Source organism: Sulfitobacter sp. EE-36 (assembly GCF_000152605.1).
Lineage (GTDB): Bacteria > Pseudomonadota > Alphaproteobacteria > Rhodobacterales > Rhodobacteraceae > Sulfitobacter > Sulfitobacter pontiacus.
Map to the genome: position 1 here is coordinate 86236 of NZ_AALV01000007.1, position 17594 is coordinate 103829.

Sequence of the window (17594 nt, forward strand, 5' to 3'; positions counted from 1 at the left end):
AGCGTAAATCCAAATTGAGTAGTAATTAGCGTTCTCTTTCGGGTTTTCCGGTGCCGCCACAGCGTGCGGGGCGACGGTTCCCCGCGGGGAACGGGTAGGGAAAAGGACAGCTTATGTTTACCTATGCGGACCTGGCAAAGCTTCAGGCGCAGTCGCTCAAGATGCAGGGGCACATCCGGCATCAGACCTATTCGCCCGAGATGGAAAAGACCCTGCGCCGGTTCTCAAGCTGGGAAGTGGCGGAGCTGATCTTCAAGACCAACCCGTCGACCCTGCGCGGCCGGCTGGCCGCCGACCCGTCCCTGCCCGAGGGGCAGGTGGAAGAGGAAGGCCGCCAGCGCTGGTATTCGCTGGAAGAGATCAACGAGCTGCGGCGCAAGCTGAAGATCAAGAACCGGTCGCTGATGCCGCCGCGCCCTGCGGGCAAGCGGGCGGTGCGCGCCGCGATTGCCAACTTCAAGGGCGGCGCAGGCAAGTCCACCGTCGCGCTGCATTTCGCCCATGCGGCCGCGCTTGACGGCTACCGCGTGCTGGCCGTGGATTTCGATCCGCAGGCCACGCTCAGCCATTCGATGGGGCTGTCGGATGTCTCGGAAGAGGTCACTGTCTGGGGTATCATGGCCCGCGACCTGATCCGCGAGACAGAGCGGATGAACGCGGTGCAAGGCGGCGCGGAAAGCGGGGCCACCCTGCCCCAACGCAAACTGCCTGCCTCTGTTACCGGCATGGGGCTGAGCGAATTGCGCGCCACCGATTTCATCAAGCCAACCAGCTGGCCCACGATCGACCTGATCCCCAGCTGTGCCAACGCCGCGTTCGTTGAATTTGCCAGCGCGCAGTACCGGCACCTGAACCCCGAATGGTCGTTCTTTGCCGCCGTGTCCCGTTATCTTGATACGATCCCGCCGGACGCCTATGACCTGATCATCTTCGACTGCCCGCCCGCCATTGGCTACCAGTCGATGAACGCGGTCTTTGCGGCGGATGTTTTGTATATCCCCTCCGGCCCCGGCTATTGGGAATATGACAGCACCACCAGCTTCATCGGCCAGCTTTCTGAAGCGCTTGAGGATCTGGGCCGCTTCCGCGGGCGGCTGCCGTCGGGCACCGATCCGGTCAAGGCCTTTGCTGACATCAAGTTTCTATTGACCCGTTTCGAGCCTAATAACGATCTGCACCGTGCGATGCAGTCAGCATTTAATCAGGTCTTTAAGCCACATGTAGCAGAGCACCCGATTGAAATGACCCGCGCGGTTGAACAGTCAGGCCGGTTCCTGTCGTCGATCTATGAGATGGACTACCGCCAGATGACCCGCGAGACCTGGCGCCGCGCGCGGGCCTCCTTTGATCGGGCCTATGATGAATTCCGTGCCACGCTTGTCGATGCGTGGGATAAACTGGAGGATGAATAATGGTTAAGAAACGCTCTGTTTTCGATATCAACTTCGATCTGGATGAAGAGGAAGACGCGGGGTTCCCCGCGGGGAACGCACCTGCCGAACCGCCCGTTGTGAAAGAGTACAACATTCAGGGACACCCGTTGCAGAACTCTGATCCTGTGCCCAACCCCCCTGCCCCGTCGCGACGCGGCCCGATGGCAAGCGCGATCTCGGAAACGCTTGAAGCCACTTCCGAGCGCGCCAGCGCAGAGGCCGCCATTCGCGCGGAAAACGACGCGCTGGCGCATGAGCATGTGCGGCTGAAACGGCTGGGGTTGATCACCGATCTGATCCAGACCTCGGATGTGCATACCGACAAGCTGACCCGCGACCGGTCGGCCAATGTCGACCCCGAACTGGCAGAGCTGAAGCAGTCGATCCAGTCGGTCGGCCTCTCCAACCCCATTCGGGTGGAGCAGACGGATAACGGGTATGAGCTTATTCAAGGTTTCCGCCGGCTCACCGCCTTTCGCGAGCTTGCGGCGGAAACCGGCGACCCGCGCTATTCCCGCATCCCCGCCGCGCTGGTTCCCCGCGGGGAACCCCTTGCGGATCTGTATCGCAAGATGGTGGACGAGAACCTTGTGCGCAAAGACCTGTCCTTTGGCGAGATGGCGCGACTGGCCCTGTCCTATGCGCAGGATTCGGGCGTCGAGGTGAGTGACGCGGTTGGCACACTTTATGCCTCTGCGTTGAAACAGAAGAAGACCTATATCCGGCAATTCGCCCGTGTGCTTGCCGATCTGGACGGCGCGCTGCGCTACCCCGAGGCGATCCCGCGCGCGCTTGGGCTGGATGTCTATCGGTTCCTTGATGCGCAGGCGGGCAATGCGATGGCGCTGAAAAAGGCGTTGATCAAGCAGCCTGAACGGGATGCCGATGCCGAACTTGCGATTCTGCGGGCAGGGATCACAGCAAAGAAAGCCGCACCAAAGCCCGCGGGCCGAAGCTCTGCCAAGACATCCTTGCGGCTTGGGTTGCCACAGGGGGAGATGCGGGTGATCGCGTCGGACGGGAAGGTAGAGATGCGCTTGCCGCGCGATTTCTCGGCTGTCAGCAAGGCGCGATTACAGCGCGGGATCGAGGCGTTCCTTGCAGCGCTGGATCAGAAAGACTGAAACTCGAAGGGGGCAGGGCGGATCGCCTTGCCCCTTCTTCTTTGCGATGGGTCGGGCCTAATGCGCGCGATAGGCCTACATATACACGCCAACCATCGCCGCCTTGCCCGAATCTTCATCCTCACCTATACTCCTGCCCTATACGCATAGTGCGAGAGGGTGTCATGGGCCGTGTCAAAGTAAATCTTACATTGGATGCCAGCGTCGCCGAGACGGCGCGCGCGCTTGGGCTGAACATGTCGCGGTTGGCCGAGGCTGCGATTTCGGACGCCGCCAAGGCGGAACGCAATCGCCGCTGGCGGATCGAGAATCAGCAGGCGCTGGATGCCTATGCGCAAGAGGTAGAGGCCGAGGGCCTGCCGCTTGAGCGCTTCCGCAGTTTCTAGGGTGCGTTATGGCGCAGTTTGATGTGTACCGGCTTGCGGGCGGGCAGCTTGTGGTGGATCTGCAAACCGACCTGATTGGCATCGACGCCTCGCGCATGGTGGCACCGCTGCGCGAGGCGGGGCGGTACGCTGCCTTTCCCGGTCTGACGCCGCAGGTAGAGGTCGACGGCACCGCATGGATCGTGCGGGTGCAAGAGCTGGCCGCCGTGCCCGGCACCGCGCTGCGCGACAAGGTGACCTCGCTTGAGGCAGAGCGCGATGCATTGAAGCGGGCCTTGGATATCCTGATCGACGGGCTGTGACGGTGTCCGCGGCTTACGGTTCCCCGCGGGGAACCTCGCCCACATCTTTCGGCACCTGATACCCTTTGATCACCGCGTCGCGGGCGCGCAGTGCTTTGTACCAGCGCAACACATTGGGGAATTGCGTCAGGTCCACCCGCTGCCATTCATAGCGCGCGACCCAGGGCCAACAGGCCATATCCGCGATCGAATAGTCTCCGCAGATGAAGTCCTGCCCCTCGAGCTGTTTGTCGAGCACGCCGTAAAGCCGCTGGACCTCTGTCGCATAGCGGGTTTCGGCGTAGGGAGCCTTGCCCGGGTTGAACTGCAAGAAGTGATGCGCCTGTCCGGCCATCGGACCCAAGCCGCCCATCTGCCACATCAGCCATTCATGCACCTTGGCACGTCCGATCGCATCGCTCGGCAGGAATTTACCATATTTATCAGCTAGATACCACATGATCGCGCCGGATTCCATCAGGCAGAGGCCATTGTCATGGTCCTTGATCGCGGGGATCTTGTTATTGGGGCTGATTTTCAGGAAGTCGGGCGCGAATTGGTCGTCCTTCGTGATGTCGATGGGGTGGGCGGTATAGGGGACGCCCAACTCCTCTAGCAGGATAGAGACCTTGCGGCCGTTCGGGGTGGTCCAGGTATAGAGGTCGATCATTGCGGCGTCCTTCGGCTTGCGTCAGGGGGGAAAACGGGTTGCTATGCCCTTGGTATAAATCAGCTTGCGCGGATCACAAAGGCGCAGATCGGGGGGATGATGGAGAGGAAGATTGCACTGGTTACCGGCGGGGGCAGCGGCGTCGGGCGCGCCTGCGCCGCAGCGCTGGCAGAGGCGGGGTTTACGCTGGTGCTGACGGGGCGCCGGATGGCCCCGCTAGAGGAGGCCCGCGCCGCGTTGGCGGGGGAAGGGCATCTGGCCATCACCGCCGATGTCGGGGTCGAGGCGGATGTGCTGGCGCTGTTTGACCAGATCGAGGCGCAGTTCGGGCGGTTGGACCTGCTGTTCAACAATGCGGGCGTCAACGCCCCCGCGGTCGAGATTGACGACCTGTCGCTGGACGACTGGAACGCAATTGTGGCCGCGAACCTCACGGGGTCGTTTCTATGCGCGCGCGCGGCCTTCGGGTTGATGAAACGGCAGTCGCCCAAGGGCGGGCGGATCATCAACAACGGGTCTATTTCTGCCCATGTGCCGCGCCCGTTCTCGGCACCCTATACGGCGACGAAACATGCGGTGACAGGGCTGACGCGGTCGTTGTCGCTGGACGGGCGGGCGCATGACATCGCTTGTGGTCAGATCGACATCGGCAATGCCGCCAGCGAGATGACAGAGCAGATGGCCCAGGGTGTGCTGCAACCGGACGGGTCACGTCGGGCAGAGCCGCGCATGGATGTAGAGGATGTGGGCCGCACGCTGGTCTATATGGCAAGCCTGCCGCCTGCTTCAAACGCCATGTTCGTGACGGTGATGGCGACCAAGATGCCTTTTATCGGGCGCGGCTAGGGGAGGGGCCCCGCCCGCGCAAAAACGAGCGGGCGGGGTGCCGTTATGTGTCTCTAATCCGCGGTTCAGAGCCTACTTCTTTGCCGCATCGCGCAGTTTCGTGATCGTGGTGCGGGTAGAGATCTGTTCGGGGTTGGTGACCAGTTCGATCAAGGCCGGGCGACCGCTGGCGCGGGCTCGGTCAAAGGCGGCGGCGAAGTCGGCGGTTTTGGTCACGCGTTCCGCATGCGCGCCGTAGCCCTCGGCCATTCTGCAGAAATCCTGATTGATCAGCGTGGTGCCCGAAATGCGTTCGGGGTGGTCGCGTTCCTGATGCATGCGGATGGTGCCGTAGATGCCGTTGTTGAACAGCAGCACGATCGGCGTTGCCCCGTATTGCGCGGCGGTGGCGAGCTCTTGCCCGCTCATCATGAAACCGCCATCGCCGACGAAAGACAGCACCAGCTGATCCTTATGCGCCAGCGCCGCAGAGACGCCGGCCGGAACGGAATACCCCATCGCGCCGCAGGTCGACCCGACGATGCGCCCCGGGCGGCCAAAACGCAGATAGCGTTGCGCCCAGCCGGTGTGGTTGCCCGCGTCCAGCGTCACGATTGTATCTTGCGGTAGGCTATCGCGGATCTGGCAAAGGGCGACGCCCATGTCGAGCTCCCATTCCGCGCCATTGGGGCTGTCGGTGTCGGTCAGGTAATCGCCATGCAGCTTTGCGCACCAATCCTGCCAATCGTCGGCGCGGCCCAGATCAAGGCCCCCAAGCGCCGATGCCGCAGCGGCGGGGGAGGCGGCAAAGCCGAGGTCGGGGGAATAGACGCGGCCGATCTCGTCCGCGTCAGGGTGCAGGTGCACCAGACGGGTATCGGGGTTGGGCGATTGCAGGGTGGTGTAGGTCTTGGTCGTCATCTCGCCCAAGCGGGCCCCGATGACGATCAGCAGGTCGGCCTCTTTCTTGTGGGCAAAAAGCGTCGGCGCGGTGGAGGTGCCGAAATCGCCCGCAAAGACAGGCGACAGGTTGTGCACGATATCCTGTCGCCGGAAGGAGGTGGCGACAGGGATGTTGTTGGTCTCGGCAAAGCGGGTGATCGCGGCGGCGGCATCCTCGGTCCAGCCGGAGCCGCCAAGCAGCATCAGCGGGCGTTTGGCTTGGGCGATCTCGTCCTTCAGCGCGTCTACATTTGCTGTCGAAAGCTGGGCCTGCGTGGCGGTATAGGGCCGCGCATCGGCGACTTCGACGATATCGGTCAGCATGTCCTCGGGCAGGGCGATGACAACCGGACCGGGCCGGCCAGAGGTGGCGACGCGGAAGGCGCGGGCCATATACTCAGGCACCCGCGACGCATCGTCGATCTGGGTCGCCCATTTGGCGATAGGGCCAAACATGGCGCGGTAGTCGACTTCCTGAAAAGCTTCGCGGTCGGTGGTGTCGCGGGCGATCTGGCCCACCAGCAGGATCATCGGCGTGCTATCCTGTTGCGCGATATGCACGCCAATGGCGGCGTGGCAGGCGCCGGGGCCGCGGGTGACCATGCAGATGCCGGGGGTGCCGTGCAGTTTGCCGTAGGTTTCGGCCATATTCGCCGCACCGGCCTCGTGGCGGGCGTTGATCAGGGTGAACCGGTCTTGCACGTCATGCAGCGCGTCCAGCACCTCGAGGTAGCTTTCACCGGGCACGCAATAGGCGGTGTCGGCCCCGTGGATCAAAAGCTGGTCCACAAGGACCTGTCCGCCGGTCCGGCGTTTGAGGGGGGCGTTCTGGGTCATTGGTCGGGCTCCGTCCATGTCATCTGGTATTTTCGATTGCCGAAGATGCAGCACGCCGGGGCAGGTTTTGCAATGCCGTTAGGGAAACATCGGCGGTGAAAAAAAATTGACGGATGGAAACGTATCCCGCACACTCAACCATGACGAAAGTGGTGGGTAGTTTTGGCGGATGGTTCTCATAAAACTCTAGGATTGCAGCTAAATGTCATCGGGCCGTTCGATTTGCGGCGCACCGATGGGTCACGTGTCACCATCACCTCGAAGAAGGCGCGCGCTGTGCTGGCGATGTTGGCGGTCGCCCCCGGTGGCAGGCGCGAAAGACGTTGGTTGCAATACAAGCTATGGAGCGAACGCGGAGAGCGTGAGGGTGCGGCCAGCCTGCGCCAGACGCTGTCTGCCCTGCGCCGTGCGCTTGCCCCGATGGGCGATGTGCTGGAGGCGGATCGCACCACGGTCACGCTGTCGCTGAGCGAGGTCGCGGTAGATGTGCTTGAGCTTTCGTCGGTGGCGCAGCGGTTGCCGGGGCAGGCGGAGTTTCTTGAAGGGCTTGATATCAGGGACCCTGAGTTCGACAACTGGCTGCGCGATCAGCGCGCCTTTTGGTCTCGCCAGCTAGAGACCTCGCAGAGCGGTCCCGACCCATCAGAGGTTGACTTCGCCCCGCCGCTGGATGTGCCCTGTGTGACGCTCATGCCCTTTGCCAGTGCCGAGCCGCTGACCCCTCAGGCGCAAGAGCTGGCAGAGCAGGTGTTGGACCAGCTGGCGCGGCATCGTTGGATCAGCTTTATGGATTGGGCCGTGCACAGTGGCCGCAGCGCCGCCGGTGCCGCGCGGCCTGCGACGGCGAATTACGTGGTGACCGGCCAGTTGCGCCAGAGCGGCGGGCGGTTGGTCTTGATGGTGGAGCTAACGCATCTGACCACGGGGCAATCGGTGAAACGTGCGCAATTTACCGCGCCGCTGGCCGATGCTGCCGATATCGGGGCGGGGTTTGCCGCCGTCGCGCGGGATATGGCGATCGAGGTGGCGGGGAATTTCAGCTGTGCGTTGGCGCAATCCTACGAACAGCGGTCCCAGTCGCGGCCGGCACAAAGCGACGAGGCGCTGGTGTGGCAGGGGCGCTGGCATATCAACCGCCTCACCCCCGAGGATTTCGAGAAGGCGCAGGCGATCTTCGAGGATATCATCGCGCGCAACCCCGGTCATGTAGAGGCGCATGTCTATCTTGCGCTGACCACGCTGTGGCGGGTCTGGACCTGCCGCGCCGATCCGCGTGACATCAAGCTGGCGCGGCGACAGGCGCAAAAGGCGATCAAGCTGGATGTGTCGGACGGGCGGGGCTATTGGATCGCGGGCTGTGCGGAATGTTGGCTGGGCAACAAGACGGCGGCTGTGCATTACACGGACGAGGCGATCCGGCTGTGCCCCTCGCTGGCCTTTGCCCATGACCAGCGCGGCACGAATCTGGCCTATGATGGCAACCCCCTGGCGGCGCTGGAGGCGCTGGAACACGCGATTCGCCTGTCGCCCCACCACCCGCAGCGCTTTTGTTTCGAGGGGGAGACAGCCCTTGCCGCGCTGCTGGCGGGTGATCTGTCGGCCGCATTGCAGCACGCGGATCACGCCTTGTTGCTGCGCCCCGCCTATTGGTACGCCCATATGGTCAAGGTCTTGGCGCTGCACCGCATGGGCCGCCCCGACGCCGTGGCGCGTGCCAAGCGCGAGTTGTACGAGTTCGAGCCCCGTTTCAACCGCAGCTATATCAACTGGCTTCCCTTTTCGGACCGGTCGCTGAACGCACGTATGATTGAAGAGATGTTCTAGGTACGGCGCGCCGGCTGGTGACCCCCCGAGGGGCCTTTGCAGAAGGCATCCGACGCATGACGAAATATGCAGACAACTACGCTGGTATCCGGCAAGCGCAGGCGGAGGAGCGGGCGCATCCCTCTGATCTGGGAACGCGGCATTTCACGCTTGATGCGCTGAACGGCAGTTGGGTCGCACAGCTGCGTAGCCGGATCACGCAAGGGCTGATGAAACATGGCGGGCTGCGCCTGATGCAGCGGATTGCGCCGGTGGTGCGGTTGGGGCCATATCACTTTGTCACGCGCCACGCCGATATTGTCGCGGCATTGCATCGGCCCGATGTTTTCGGCGTGCCCTTTGGCCCCGAGATGGAAGAGATGGCAGGCCCGCCGGTTTTTGCCTTGGGCGATGACGCACAGACCCATGCCGCGCAGATGGCGATTTTGCGCGATCCTTGGGCGGGAATCGATCCGGTGACCCATGTGCGCCCTGTGGTGCGCCGCGTGACCGAAGCTTTGCTGGAGGATAGCGGCGGGCAGATCGACATGGCGCGCGATGTCTTTATGCGCGTCACGGCAGAGGCCTGTCTGAAGACCTTTGGCATCGCGGCCCCGAGCGCGGAAAACTTTGCCGCGTTTTCGGCGGCATGTTCCTCGCTGATCTTTGCCGACCCCTCGGGCACGCCTGCGGTGCGTCGGCAGGCGATGATCGGGGCCAAGCGCATCTGCGATCTGCTGGATGCCAGCATCGACGCCTATGCCAAGCTGTCCGCCGACGAACGGGCGGACCCCGTACAGGCGGGGTTCTTGCAAGGGTTGATGGATCAGGTCGCGCGGCAGGACGATGGCGGACCGGTTTGGGAACAGTCGGATAAAGACACCGTGCGGGTGATCCTGTTCGGGGTGATCACCGGCTTTGTGCCCACCACCGCGCTTGCGGCGGGCAAGATACTCGACCAGATGCGCCGCAAGCCGGACCAGTTCCATCAGGCGCTGCGCTGTGCCGCGCGGGCCGAAGCTTCCCCCGACGACCCGCAGGCCCGCTTGGCCCTGCGTGACATATTGTTCGAGATCGCCCGCTTCAATCCGTCGCTTTTTCCCGGCCAGTTCCGCCTGCGTAAAGAGGCCGGCGATACCCACGGCCTGCCCGAGGCGCTGCGGCGGATCAAACCCGGTGCCGTGGTCATTCTGGCAACAGCGCAAGCCCTGCATGATCCGCGGGTGGTGAAACACCCCAACCGCTTCATGCCCGGCGAAGGGTTCCTGGCCAAGGACGGCACCGCGCTGCCGGATCTGTCCTTTGGTTTGGGGATGCATCACTGTCTGGGGCACGAGATGGCCCATGAGATCATCACCGAGGCATTCCAGATCATCCTGTCGCGCCCCGGCATCGCCTTTCTGCCCGAGCGGCCAAAGTTCTATGGCCCCTATCTGGGCCGCTTGCGGATGCGGTTCGACATGGTGGAAGGCCACGCTGCACAGTCGACGATCGTGGCGCCTGTGCCCTTGAAAGAGGGGGTGGATATCGAGGCGCTCCGCGCGGTCTTGGCGGGGTTGCAGGAGGAGACATCGGATTTGAAGCAGGGGCTTGAGGGCACGGGGATCGTGCATTTCGCAAGCCTCAATCTGGTCAATCTGGGGGCCGAGACGCGGCTTGATGCGCGGCCCACGCATCTGCTGGCAGAGTTCAACACCGATGGCATGCCGCGGGACGCGCTGGCGCGGCTGGCGCAACGGATCGACGCGCCCTGTTCGACAGTGCTGCGGTTTCTGAAAGACGCGCAGGGCGGGTTTATCGCGGCGGTGCGCGCGCATTTGCTACACCCCGATACCAAGCCCTGGGGCACCATCGGGGTGAACTTCAACGGCACCGAACATATGCCCGTGCGCCAGATCGAGGAGGAGAGAAACCTGTATGACTGGGCCGAGGCGCAGGTGCGACAGCGCGCAGCCGAGGGCACTACGGACCCTGCCAATCTGGTCGCCGATATCCGCAACCAGATGCAGGAGGACCCTGCGAAAGCGGCGCTGCTGTACCGCCCATCCCATCGCTATCCGCGCTTCTCGCGGCACAAGGATTTCCCCTTCTGGGGGTTTATCGCGAAATATGCGGGGCTGGGGCTGAAGCCCTTGGCGGTCTTTGCGCTGCTGGCGTTGGTGCTGCCTGTGGGACTGGTCGCCTTTGGTCTTGTCAGTCTGCTGCAGGCGGCGGATGTCTATGTCTCGCTGTGGATGGTGCCGCTGTTGCTGGCGCTCACGGTGGCGGGCGGGGTGCTGGCATGGTTGCGGCGGGTCGAGACGCACGAGACGCCGGATGACCGCTATGCGCCTCATGATCACGTCGCCGCCGTGCAAGCGATGGAGGATCTGCCCGGCTATGCGCAGAACCACATCACCTCGGTCAGTGCCTTGAAGCCCGGGCTGCTGCGGCGGCTGACCACGGCGCTGGCGTTCCACATCATCAAATATATGAAAATCCTGTGGTTCCGCCCCGGCTTTGTCACCGATTTCGCCACCATCCATTATGCGCGCTGGTACTGCCCCAAAGGCAGTCAAAAGCTGATCTTTCAGGGCAATTACGACGGCAGCTGGGAAAGCTACCTAGAGGATTTCATCACCAAGGTGCACCGCGGCCAGACGATGGCGTGGAACAACTGCGTGGGTTTTCCGCGCAGCCGGTGGTTTTTTCTGAATGGGGCGCAGGACGGTGACAGGTTCAAACGCTGGGTGCGGCGCCAGCAGGTGCAGACGCAGGTCTGGTACAGCCGCTTTCCGCAGCTGACCACTGGGATGATCCGCACCAATGCGCTGGTGCGCGACGGGCTGGCGCGGGCGCTGACCCATGACGAATATCGCGCGTGGGCCACCCTATTCTACACCGCGCCGCGCCCCGCCGATGCGATCGAGACGGACCAGGTGCAGACCTTGCTGTTCAACGGGCTGGGGCGGCATCCGTTGATGACCGCGCGGGTGCTGCGCTTTGACACGGGACAGGGGGGCAAACGCCTGATCGCGCAGTTGCTGCAAGAGGCACGCAATGCCGAGACCCCCGGTGCGCCTTGGGATGCGCGGCTGAGCTTTGGCGACGCCTATCCCGATTATCCGGCGCATTTCATTGCCCTGTCGTCTGGCGGGCTGTCGCTGCTGGGGTTTCCCGACACGCCCCACGACGGGCGCGCGACATTGCCCCATGCCTTTGCCAGCGGCATGGCGGCACGGGCGCGGGTGTTGGGCGATGCGGGCACGCCCGCCGATCCCGCCCGCTGGCGATGGAGCGACGGCGCCGCGCACGCTTTGCTGCTGTCCTATGCCCGCGATCCTTTGGAGCAGGCGGCAACCGACGACACGCTGACCGTGATGTTCGAGCAATATGGCATCGCGGTGGACAGCATCGTGCGGGCGGATCTGCAACGCCGCGGTTTGGTCCATAGCGACGGATTCGGCACGCGTGACGGTATCTCGCAGCCGATCATGCGCCACACCCAGGCCTTTGCCAAAGGCAAGGCCGCGCCGGATGATGTGGTCAGCGCGGGGGAGTTCATCCTGGGGTATCCCGATTCCCGGGGCTACCTGCCGCTGGCGATCACCGTGCCCGCCGATACGCCGGCGGCGCAGGGGCTGTCGGCGGTCGAGCGGCCGGTCACGGATCTGGTGCCGCGCTTTGGGCGGCTGCATCTGGGGGACCAGCGTGATTTTGGCCGCGGCGGGAGCTTTCTGGCGGTGCGGCAGATCTTGCACAATGACAAGGCTCTGAAGGAGTTTGTGGCGGCCAAGGCGCGCGGGCTTGAGGCGCGACATCTGCCGCAAAAGGGCATCGCGGATGCGATCCGCGAGGATATTCAGGCCGACATCAGAATCCGGCAGGGCGACCGCATGCCCGGCGACAAGGATATCGTGCTGGGGGATATGCAGCGCGGGCAAATGGATCAGTCGCCCTATGGCGATGTGCCTATGGGGCCGGATGCACGGCAGATCTGGATGGAGCAATGGATCACCGCCAAGATCATCGGTCGGTGGGCGGACGGCAGTTCACTGGCGCGCAACCCGTCGGTGTCGCGCAGCCTGCGCAACCGCGCGCGCTATCACGCGGTCGTGCGGCGCTATGTCGGGCTGCGCCTCAAGGCATTGCAAGCCGCGACGGACCAGCGCCCTGCGACCGACGGCCATCTTGTTGCGCTGCAGCAGTTCCTTGACCGGACACATACGCCAAGGGGTCGCGGCCGTTTGGGCGTGCATGGCGGGCTGAGCATGGATGAGACGATCTGGACGACGCAGGGCTGGGCCGCGTTCAACGATGCCTTGTCAGAGCTTGAGCATGAAGTCGGCCCCCTTGGCATACCGCGCGATCTGCTGCGGCCGGTGATCCCCGATAATGACTTCCGCCACGGTGAGGACGACCCCTTGGGGCTGTATTGCCCGATCGGGTCGCATATCCGCCGCGCCAACCCGCGCGACAGTTTCCGCCCCGGTCACGAGATCACATTGCAGATCAACAACCGCCATCGGCTGTTGCGGCGGGGCCGGACCTATAGCAGCACGTTTGACACGCCGCAGGACGCAGGCTTGATCGACGCGGGCTGGGTGCGGCGCGATACCGAGACCGTACCGCCGGTTGAGGAAGAGGAAGGCACCTTCTTTATGTGCTTTAACGCCAATATCGAACGGCAGTTCGAATTCGTGCAGCAGACCTGGATCAACGCAGACGGGTTCCACGGTGGGCGGCATGGGCCGGACCCTTTGATCACGCCGAAACAGAAGGGTGATACGTTCATTATTCCGGGGTCGGAGGAGTCGCTGGCGCTGGATATGTGCCCGATGTCTCGCGCGGAAGGGGAGGGGGTCGCGCAGCCTGCGCCGGTGGATTTCACCCGAACGGTGGCGGGGGGCTACTTCTTTATGCCAAGCAAACAGGCGCTGGCATATCTGTCGCAACTATAGGTTAGGCCCTCTGAGCGTTTAGCGACGAAAAACCGCCTGATGCATTCTTTTTTCACGATTTTTTCACGGAGCGCCGCGCAAAAATTTACGGTACGTTTACGGTCGATTTTTAACCTTTCTTAACCTGCTGCGATTTCGGCAGGCACCCGCCCGCTTGGGGCTATTTAGAAAGGGCATTGAAATGAAACTTTACATGCAATTGATGACAACGACCGCGCTGGCGCTGAGCGTCGCGGCCTGCGGGTCATCGAACGGGGTCGACAAGGTGATTGATGTGACAGACATCACCGAAGAGGCGCAGGCCAAACGGACCTTTGCGACAGACGAGGACGGTGATCCGGTCGATGCCGGTGCGGCCATTGCGTCAGGCAAGACACTGACCGCGCGCGCCGTGGGCGTCGCCTTGCAGAACCTGAACTATCACACCGGGGAAACCAGCACGACGACTGATGTCACCGCGTCGATCAAGCGCAATGATGATGGCGCGCTGACCGTGACCATCGACGGCGAAGAGCTGGCGTTCACCCCTGCCGACGTGAATGGCGAAGGTGACGGCTACGAGGTCGAGGTGGATGGGAAATTCGCGGGCGTCTACAACTATAATGGTCCGGTTGAAGATCTGCTGACGGCGGGCAACGGCTTTGCCCAGGTGGTGCAGATTTTCCGGTCGTCCGAGAACGCCGAAGGTCACGTCTCCGGCGACAGTACCTTTGCGATCTTTGGCACCGAGACGGCGGATGAAGATTTGAAAGATCTGCCAAAGGCCGAATATACGGGCCGGTCGCGGATCAATGTTGTGCCAAACAGCGGCTTCGAATCGAACAGCGAAAGCCGGTACAAGGTGCGTAGCGAGATCGCGATGACGGCAGACTTTGGCGCCGGCGAGATCTGGGGCACCATCGGGAACACCACCATCGAAGACCCCGAAGACGGTGAACGTGACGCCGTTGAAGGGACCATCGCGATGGATAAAACCACGTTCGACAACAATGGTTTTGCCGGGACGTTGACGGCAGATGCGGACTTCATCAGCGATATCGACGTCAATAGCGCCGAAGGGACGTACTCCGGTGCGTTCTATGGGCCAAATGCCGAACAGGTTGCCGGTGCGCTGACATTTGGTATCGGCGCTGACGACGGGTCGCTGAACGGGAACGGCTACTTCTCGGCCGACAAAGTCGACTAAGGTCGACGACAACGGGATAGAGAAGCGTCGATCAAATTACGGGTCCCGCTTCTCTGGGCGTGGGCATGACCTCAAGCCATGCCTGCGTCTCCCCATTATTTCATGTGGGAGACGCAGTGCAGAGTTCAGGTTTCACGCCGATTTAACTGCTTGAGGGTTAATCCATGAAACATTTGCTTTTTGCCGCCCTGATGGGCGTTCTTTTGGCGTGCCAATCGCCCGGACAGGCGCAGGCCGCGACGCCACAGGACTATCTGGAACAGGGAAACTATGACGCCGCGCGGGCCAGTCTGGCGCAGTTGGTCAAGGGGGATCCGAACGGGCCCTTGCATCAGGCCTATCTGGAAGGTCAAATCCTGATGCGCCAGAACCAGCCTGCGGCGGCGGTTGATCTGTTTCGCGATCTGGTGCGCATCGCGCCCGATTATGAACCGGCAAGACGAGAGCTGACCCTGCTGCTGGCCTATCGCGGTGACGTGACCGCTGCGCGCTATCATGCGGAACGGTTGGTCGCGGAAACCGCCGACGAACAGCTGCGCGCCGGATTGCAGACCTTTATCCTGAACAATAGCTCGCGCAAGCCCGGCGGCTTTGCCCTGCGGTTCGCGCTGTTGCCGTCGTCGAACCAGACCCGCGGCAGTGCCGAGCAGGAGATCCTGATTGGCGGGGTGCCGTTCACGCTGAACCCCGCGTCGCGCGCGTCTTCCGGGGTGGGGCTGGCGATTGGCGGCACTGCGTGGCGGCGCTGGCAGTGGAATGAAAGATGGTCCGGCGTGGGCACGGCCAGTCTGGATGCGAAATTCTACGATTCCGCGCTGAACACGGAAACCACGGCCGTCGCACGGTTCGATGTCATTCGTGGCGGGCAGCGAGGGCGGTTCTCTTTCGGGCCGATTGCCGAGCTGAGCTTTTCTGATTCAGACATCGTGCGACGACGGTGGGGGGCGGAGCTGCGCGGCGCCTATCAGCTGCGTCCGCGTGATCTGGTGTCGGGGGCGCTTCGGTTTGATCGGCAGACCTATGACCAAAGCCCGTTTCGGGACGGGCACCGGATGCGGGCCTCGGTCTCGTACCAACATCGGTTGACGCCGACGCTCGGGCTATCCTTCGGCCTGTCGCAGCTGCGCGAAACGACACAGCGCGCGCATCTGGATCACCATGAAACCGGCGTGTCGATGGGGATCGACAAACAGTGGAAATCGGGTCTCTCGACCGGCGTGATACTGGCATACGAACAGGACAGATACGACGGCATCTTCCCCGGCACCACGACCCCGCGCGAGGATGACACCACCAGCCTCACCTTCACCGTTCAGCACAACAAGGTGCAGATCGGGAAATACGTGCCGCGCATCACCTATACCTACACGCGGGCGAAATCGAATGTGGCGTTGTTCGACTATGACAGCCACGACATCGGGGCGAGTCTCTCGCTCAAGTTCTGACGCGGGGCGGGCAGCCTGATGGGGTGCCCCTTCCCGCAAACACAAAAGAGATGGTCCGAATATCCTGACAAAACACAGGTTTGCGGGCCATTCGGGCATGCCATTGCCGTAAAACTTTCAAAAAGTTGGATTAATTCGCCTACCTTACCTTGCGGCGCCTCGATCCGAGGTGCAGAAAGACGCCGTATACGCGGTGGTCTGCAAAGCAAGGGAGACACGTATGAAAGACTGGAACGCTTTGGCGAGCGCGCTGTATGACGGCAGCTTTCGGCCGATGTTCATCAACGGTAAATGGTGTCCGGCCCAATCGGGCGCAGAGATGGATGCGCGCAATCCGGCGAACGGGTCTTTGCTGGCGACTGTACCGCAGGGGGGCGCGGCGGATATTGATGCCGCCGTAAAATCCGCCCGCGCGGCGTTCGAGGGGCCTTGGGCCAAGTTCACCCCGTTCGAGCGTCAGGCGTTGCTGCTGCGCATCGCTGACAAGTTCGAGGCAGAATGGGAACGCCTGTGTCTGTCGGACACGTTGGATATGGGGATGCCGATCCAGCGCACGCTGGCCAACAGCCGTCGCGTGTTGGGGATGTTGCGGTTCTATGCGGGGCAGGCGGTGATGATCCACGGCCAGACAATCCCGAACTCCTTCCCCGGCGAGATTTATTCATCCACCGTGCGTGAACCCGTGGGCGTGGTCGGGGCGATCATCCCGTGGAATGCGCCAATCGCCGGTTCCGTCTGGAAGATCGCGCCCGCGCTGGCGACCGGCTGCACCGTGGTGTTGAAACCGTCCGAGGAGGCGTCGCTGACCGTGCTGATGATCGCGCGGTTGATGCAAGAAGCGGGGCTGCCCGACGGGGTGCTGAATGTGGTGACCGGATTGGGGGCCGATGCCGGTGCCGCGCTGGCGGCGCATCCGGATGTGGACAAGATCGTGTTCACCGGTTCAACGGCCACCGGTCAGGCGATTGCCCGCGCGGCAACGGGCACGTTGAAACGCGTCTCGCTTGAGCTGGGGGGGAAATCGCCGGTCATCGTCTGCAAGGATGCGGATATCGACAAGGCGGTGCCGGTCGCGGCCATGTCGGTCTTTGCCAATTCGGGTCAGATCTGCATCGCCGGATCGCGGTTGTTTGTGGCGCGCGAGATCCATGACGAATTCACCCGTCGTGTGGCGGAGTTTGCCGCGGGGCTGAAGATCGGGCAGGGGATTGATGAGGGCACGGATATCGGACCCATCATCTCGGCCCGTCAGGCCGAACGGATCGCCGGCTTCCTGTCGGACGGTCCGGCCGAGGGCGCAACGGTTCTGACCGGCGGGCAACGCGCCGAAGGGGCGGCGCTGGAGGGTGGGCATTTCATCCAGCCCACCGTTTTTGGCGGCGTCACCGACGACATGCGCATCGCCCGCGAAGAGATCTTCGGCCCCGTGATTTCCGCGCTGCCGTTCGATGATCTGGACGAGGTCGTGACCCGCGCCAACGACACGCCCTATGGGCTGGCTGCTGGTGTATTCTCGACCAATCTGGGGACGGCGCACAAGCTGGCCCATCGGCTGAAAGCAGGGTCCGTCTGGGTGAATATGTATCACGCCATTGATCCAGCGGTGCCCTTTGGCGGGGTCAAGATGTCGGGTTATGGCCGCGAAGGTGGGACCGAGCATCTGGAAGAATATCTGGACACCAAAGCGATCTGGATCAACGCGGATTAAACCGCGCTGCGGGA

12 protein-coding genes are annotated in these 17594 nt (G+C 62.8%); 10 read left to right on the forward strand and 2 right to left on the reverse strand.

Annotation, left to right across the window (positions count from 1 at the left end):
- Window positions 1-113 precede the first annotated feature (113 nt).
- The 4 genes from EE36_RS02025 to EE36_RS02040 all read left to right on the forward strand — a co-directional run bounded on the left by EE36_RS02025 (window position 114) and on the right by EE36_RS02040 (window position 3245).
- Complete coding sequence (locus tag EE36_RS02025) at window positions 114-1412, forward strand: AAA family ATPase (protein ID WP_005848979.1); 1299 nt, start codon at window positions 114-116, stop codon at window positions 1410-1412.
- A complete protein-coding gene (locus EE36_RS02030) occupies window positions 1412-2557 on the forward strand; it encodes a ParB/RepB/Spo0J family partition protein (RefSeq protein WP_005848981.1) in 1146 nt (381 codons plus the stop codon). The genes EE36_RS02025 and EE36_RS02030 overlap by 1 nt, the downstream gene beginning before the upstream one ends.
- 164 nt (window positions 2558-2721) lie before the next feature.
- Window positions 2722-2943 carry a type II toxin-antitoxin system CcdA family antitoxin gene (locus tag EE36_RS02035; protein ID WP_039911359.1) on the forward strand — a complete coding sequence of 74 codons (222 nt, stop codon included), beginning with the start codon at window positions 2722-2724 and terminating at the stop codon, window positions 2941-2943.
- Window positions 2944-2951: 8 nt separating this feature from the next.
- Complete coding sequence (locus EE36_RS02040) at window positions 2952-3245, forward strand: CcdB family protein (RefSeq protein ID WP_005848984.1); 294 nt, start codon at window positions 2952-2954, stop codon at window positions 3243-3245.
- A gap of 13 nt (window positions 3246-3258) precedes the next feature.
- On the opposite strand, the gene EE36_RS02045 is transcribed toward EE36_RS02040, so the two are convergent.
- Window positions 3259-3894, reverse strand: a complete 636-nt coding sequence (locus tag EE36_RS02045) for a glutathione S-transferase family protein (RefSeq protein ID WP_005848985.1) — start codon at window positions 3892-3894, stop codon at window positions 3259-3261.
- A 96-nt stretch (window positions 3895-3990) separates the two neighbouring features.
- On the opposite strand from EE36_RS02045, the gene EE36_RS02050 reads away from it, so the two are divergent.
- The gene (locus tag EE36_RS02050) at window positions 3991-4740 is read left to right on the forward strand and encodes an SDR family oxidoreductase (RefSeq protein WP_005848987.1); all 750 of its coding nucleotides are present in this window, start codon (window positions 3991-3993) and stop codon (window positions 4738-4740) included.
- 72 nt (window positions 4741-4812) lie between these two features.
- On the opposite strand, the gene EE36_RS02055 is transcribed toward EE36_RS02050, so the two are convergent.
- Window positions 4813-6498 (reverse strand): thiamine pyrophosphate-binding protein, encoded by a 1686-nt coding sequence (locus tag EE36_RS02055; RefSeq protein ID WP_005848989.1) that lies wholly within the window; start codon window positions 6496-6498, stop codon window positions 4813-4815.
- Between the two features lie 192 nt (window positions 6499-6690).
- On the opposite strand from EE36_RS02055, the gene EE36_RS02060 reads away from it, so the two are divergent.
- The 5 genes from EE36_RS02060 to EE36_RS02080 all read left to right on the forward strand — a co-directional run bounded on the left by EE36_RS02060 (window position 6691) and on the right by EE36_RS02080 (window position 17580).
- The gene (locus tag EE36_RS02060) at window positions 6691-8322 is read left to right on the forward strand and encodes a hypothetical protein (RefSeq protein ID WP_005848991.1); all 1632 of its coding nucleotides are present in this window, start codon (window positions 6691-6693) and stop codon (window positions 8320-8322) included.
- Window positions 8323-8378: 56 nt separating this feature from the next.
- Window positions 8379-13241 (forward strand): cytochrome P450, encoded by a 4863-nt coding sequence (locus EE36_RS02065; RefSeq protein ID WP_005848992.1) that lies wholly within the window; start codon window positions 8379-8381, stop codon window positions 13239-13241.
- Between the two features lie 193 nt (window positions 13242-13434).
- Entirely contained in the window at window positions 13435-14427 is a 993-nt protein-coding gene (locus EE36_RS02070) for a transferrin-binding protein-like solute binding protein (RefSeq protein WP_254655533.1), read from the forward strand.
- 164 nt (window positions 14428-14591) lie between these two features.
- The gene (locus EE36_RS02075; protein WP_005848995.1) at window positions 14592-15872 is read left to right on the forward strand and encodes a surface lipoprotein assembly modifier; all 1281 of its coding nucleotides are present in this window, start codon (window positions 14592-14594) and stop codon (window positions 15870-15872) included.
- 220 nt (window positions 15873-16092) lie between these two features.
- Window positions 16093-17580: an aldehyde dehydrogenase gene (locus EE36_RS02080; protein WP_005848997.1), complete on the forward strand. Its 1488-nt coding sequence runs from the start codon at window positions 16093-16095 to the stop codon at window positions 17578-17580.
- Window positions 17581-17594: the final 14 nt, after the last annotated feature.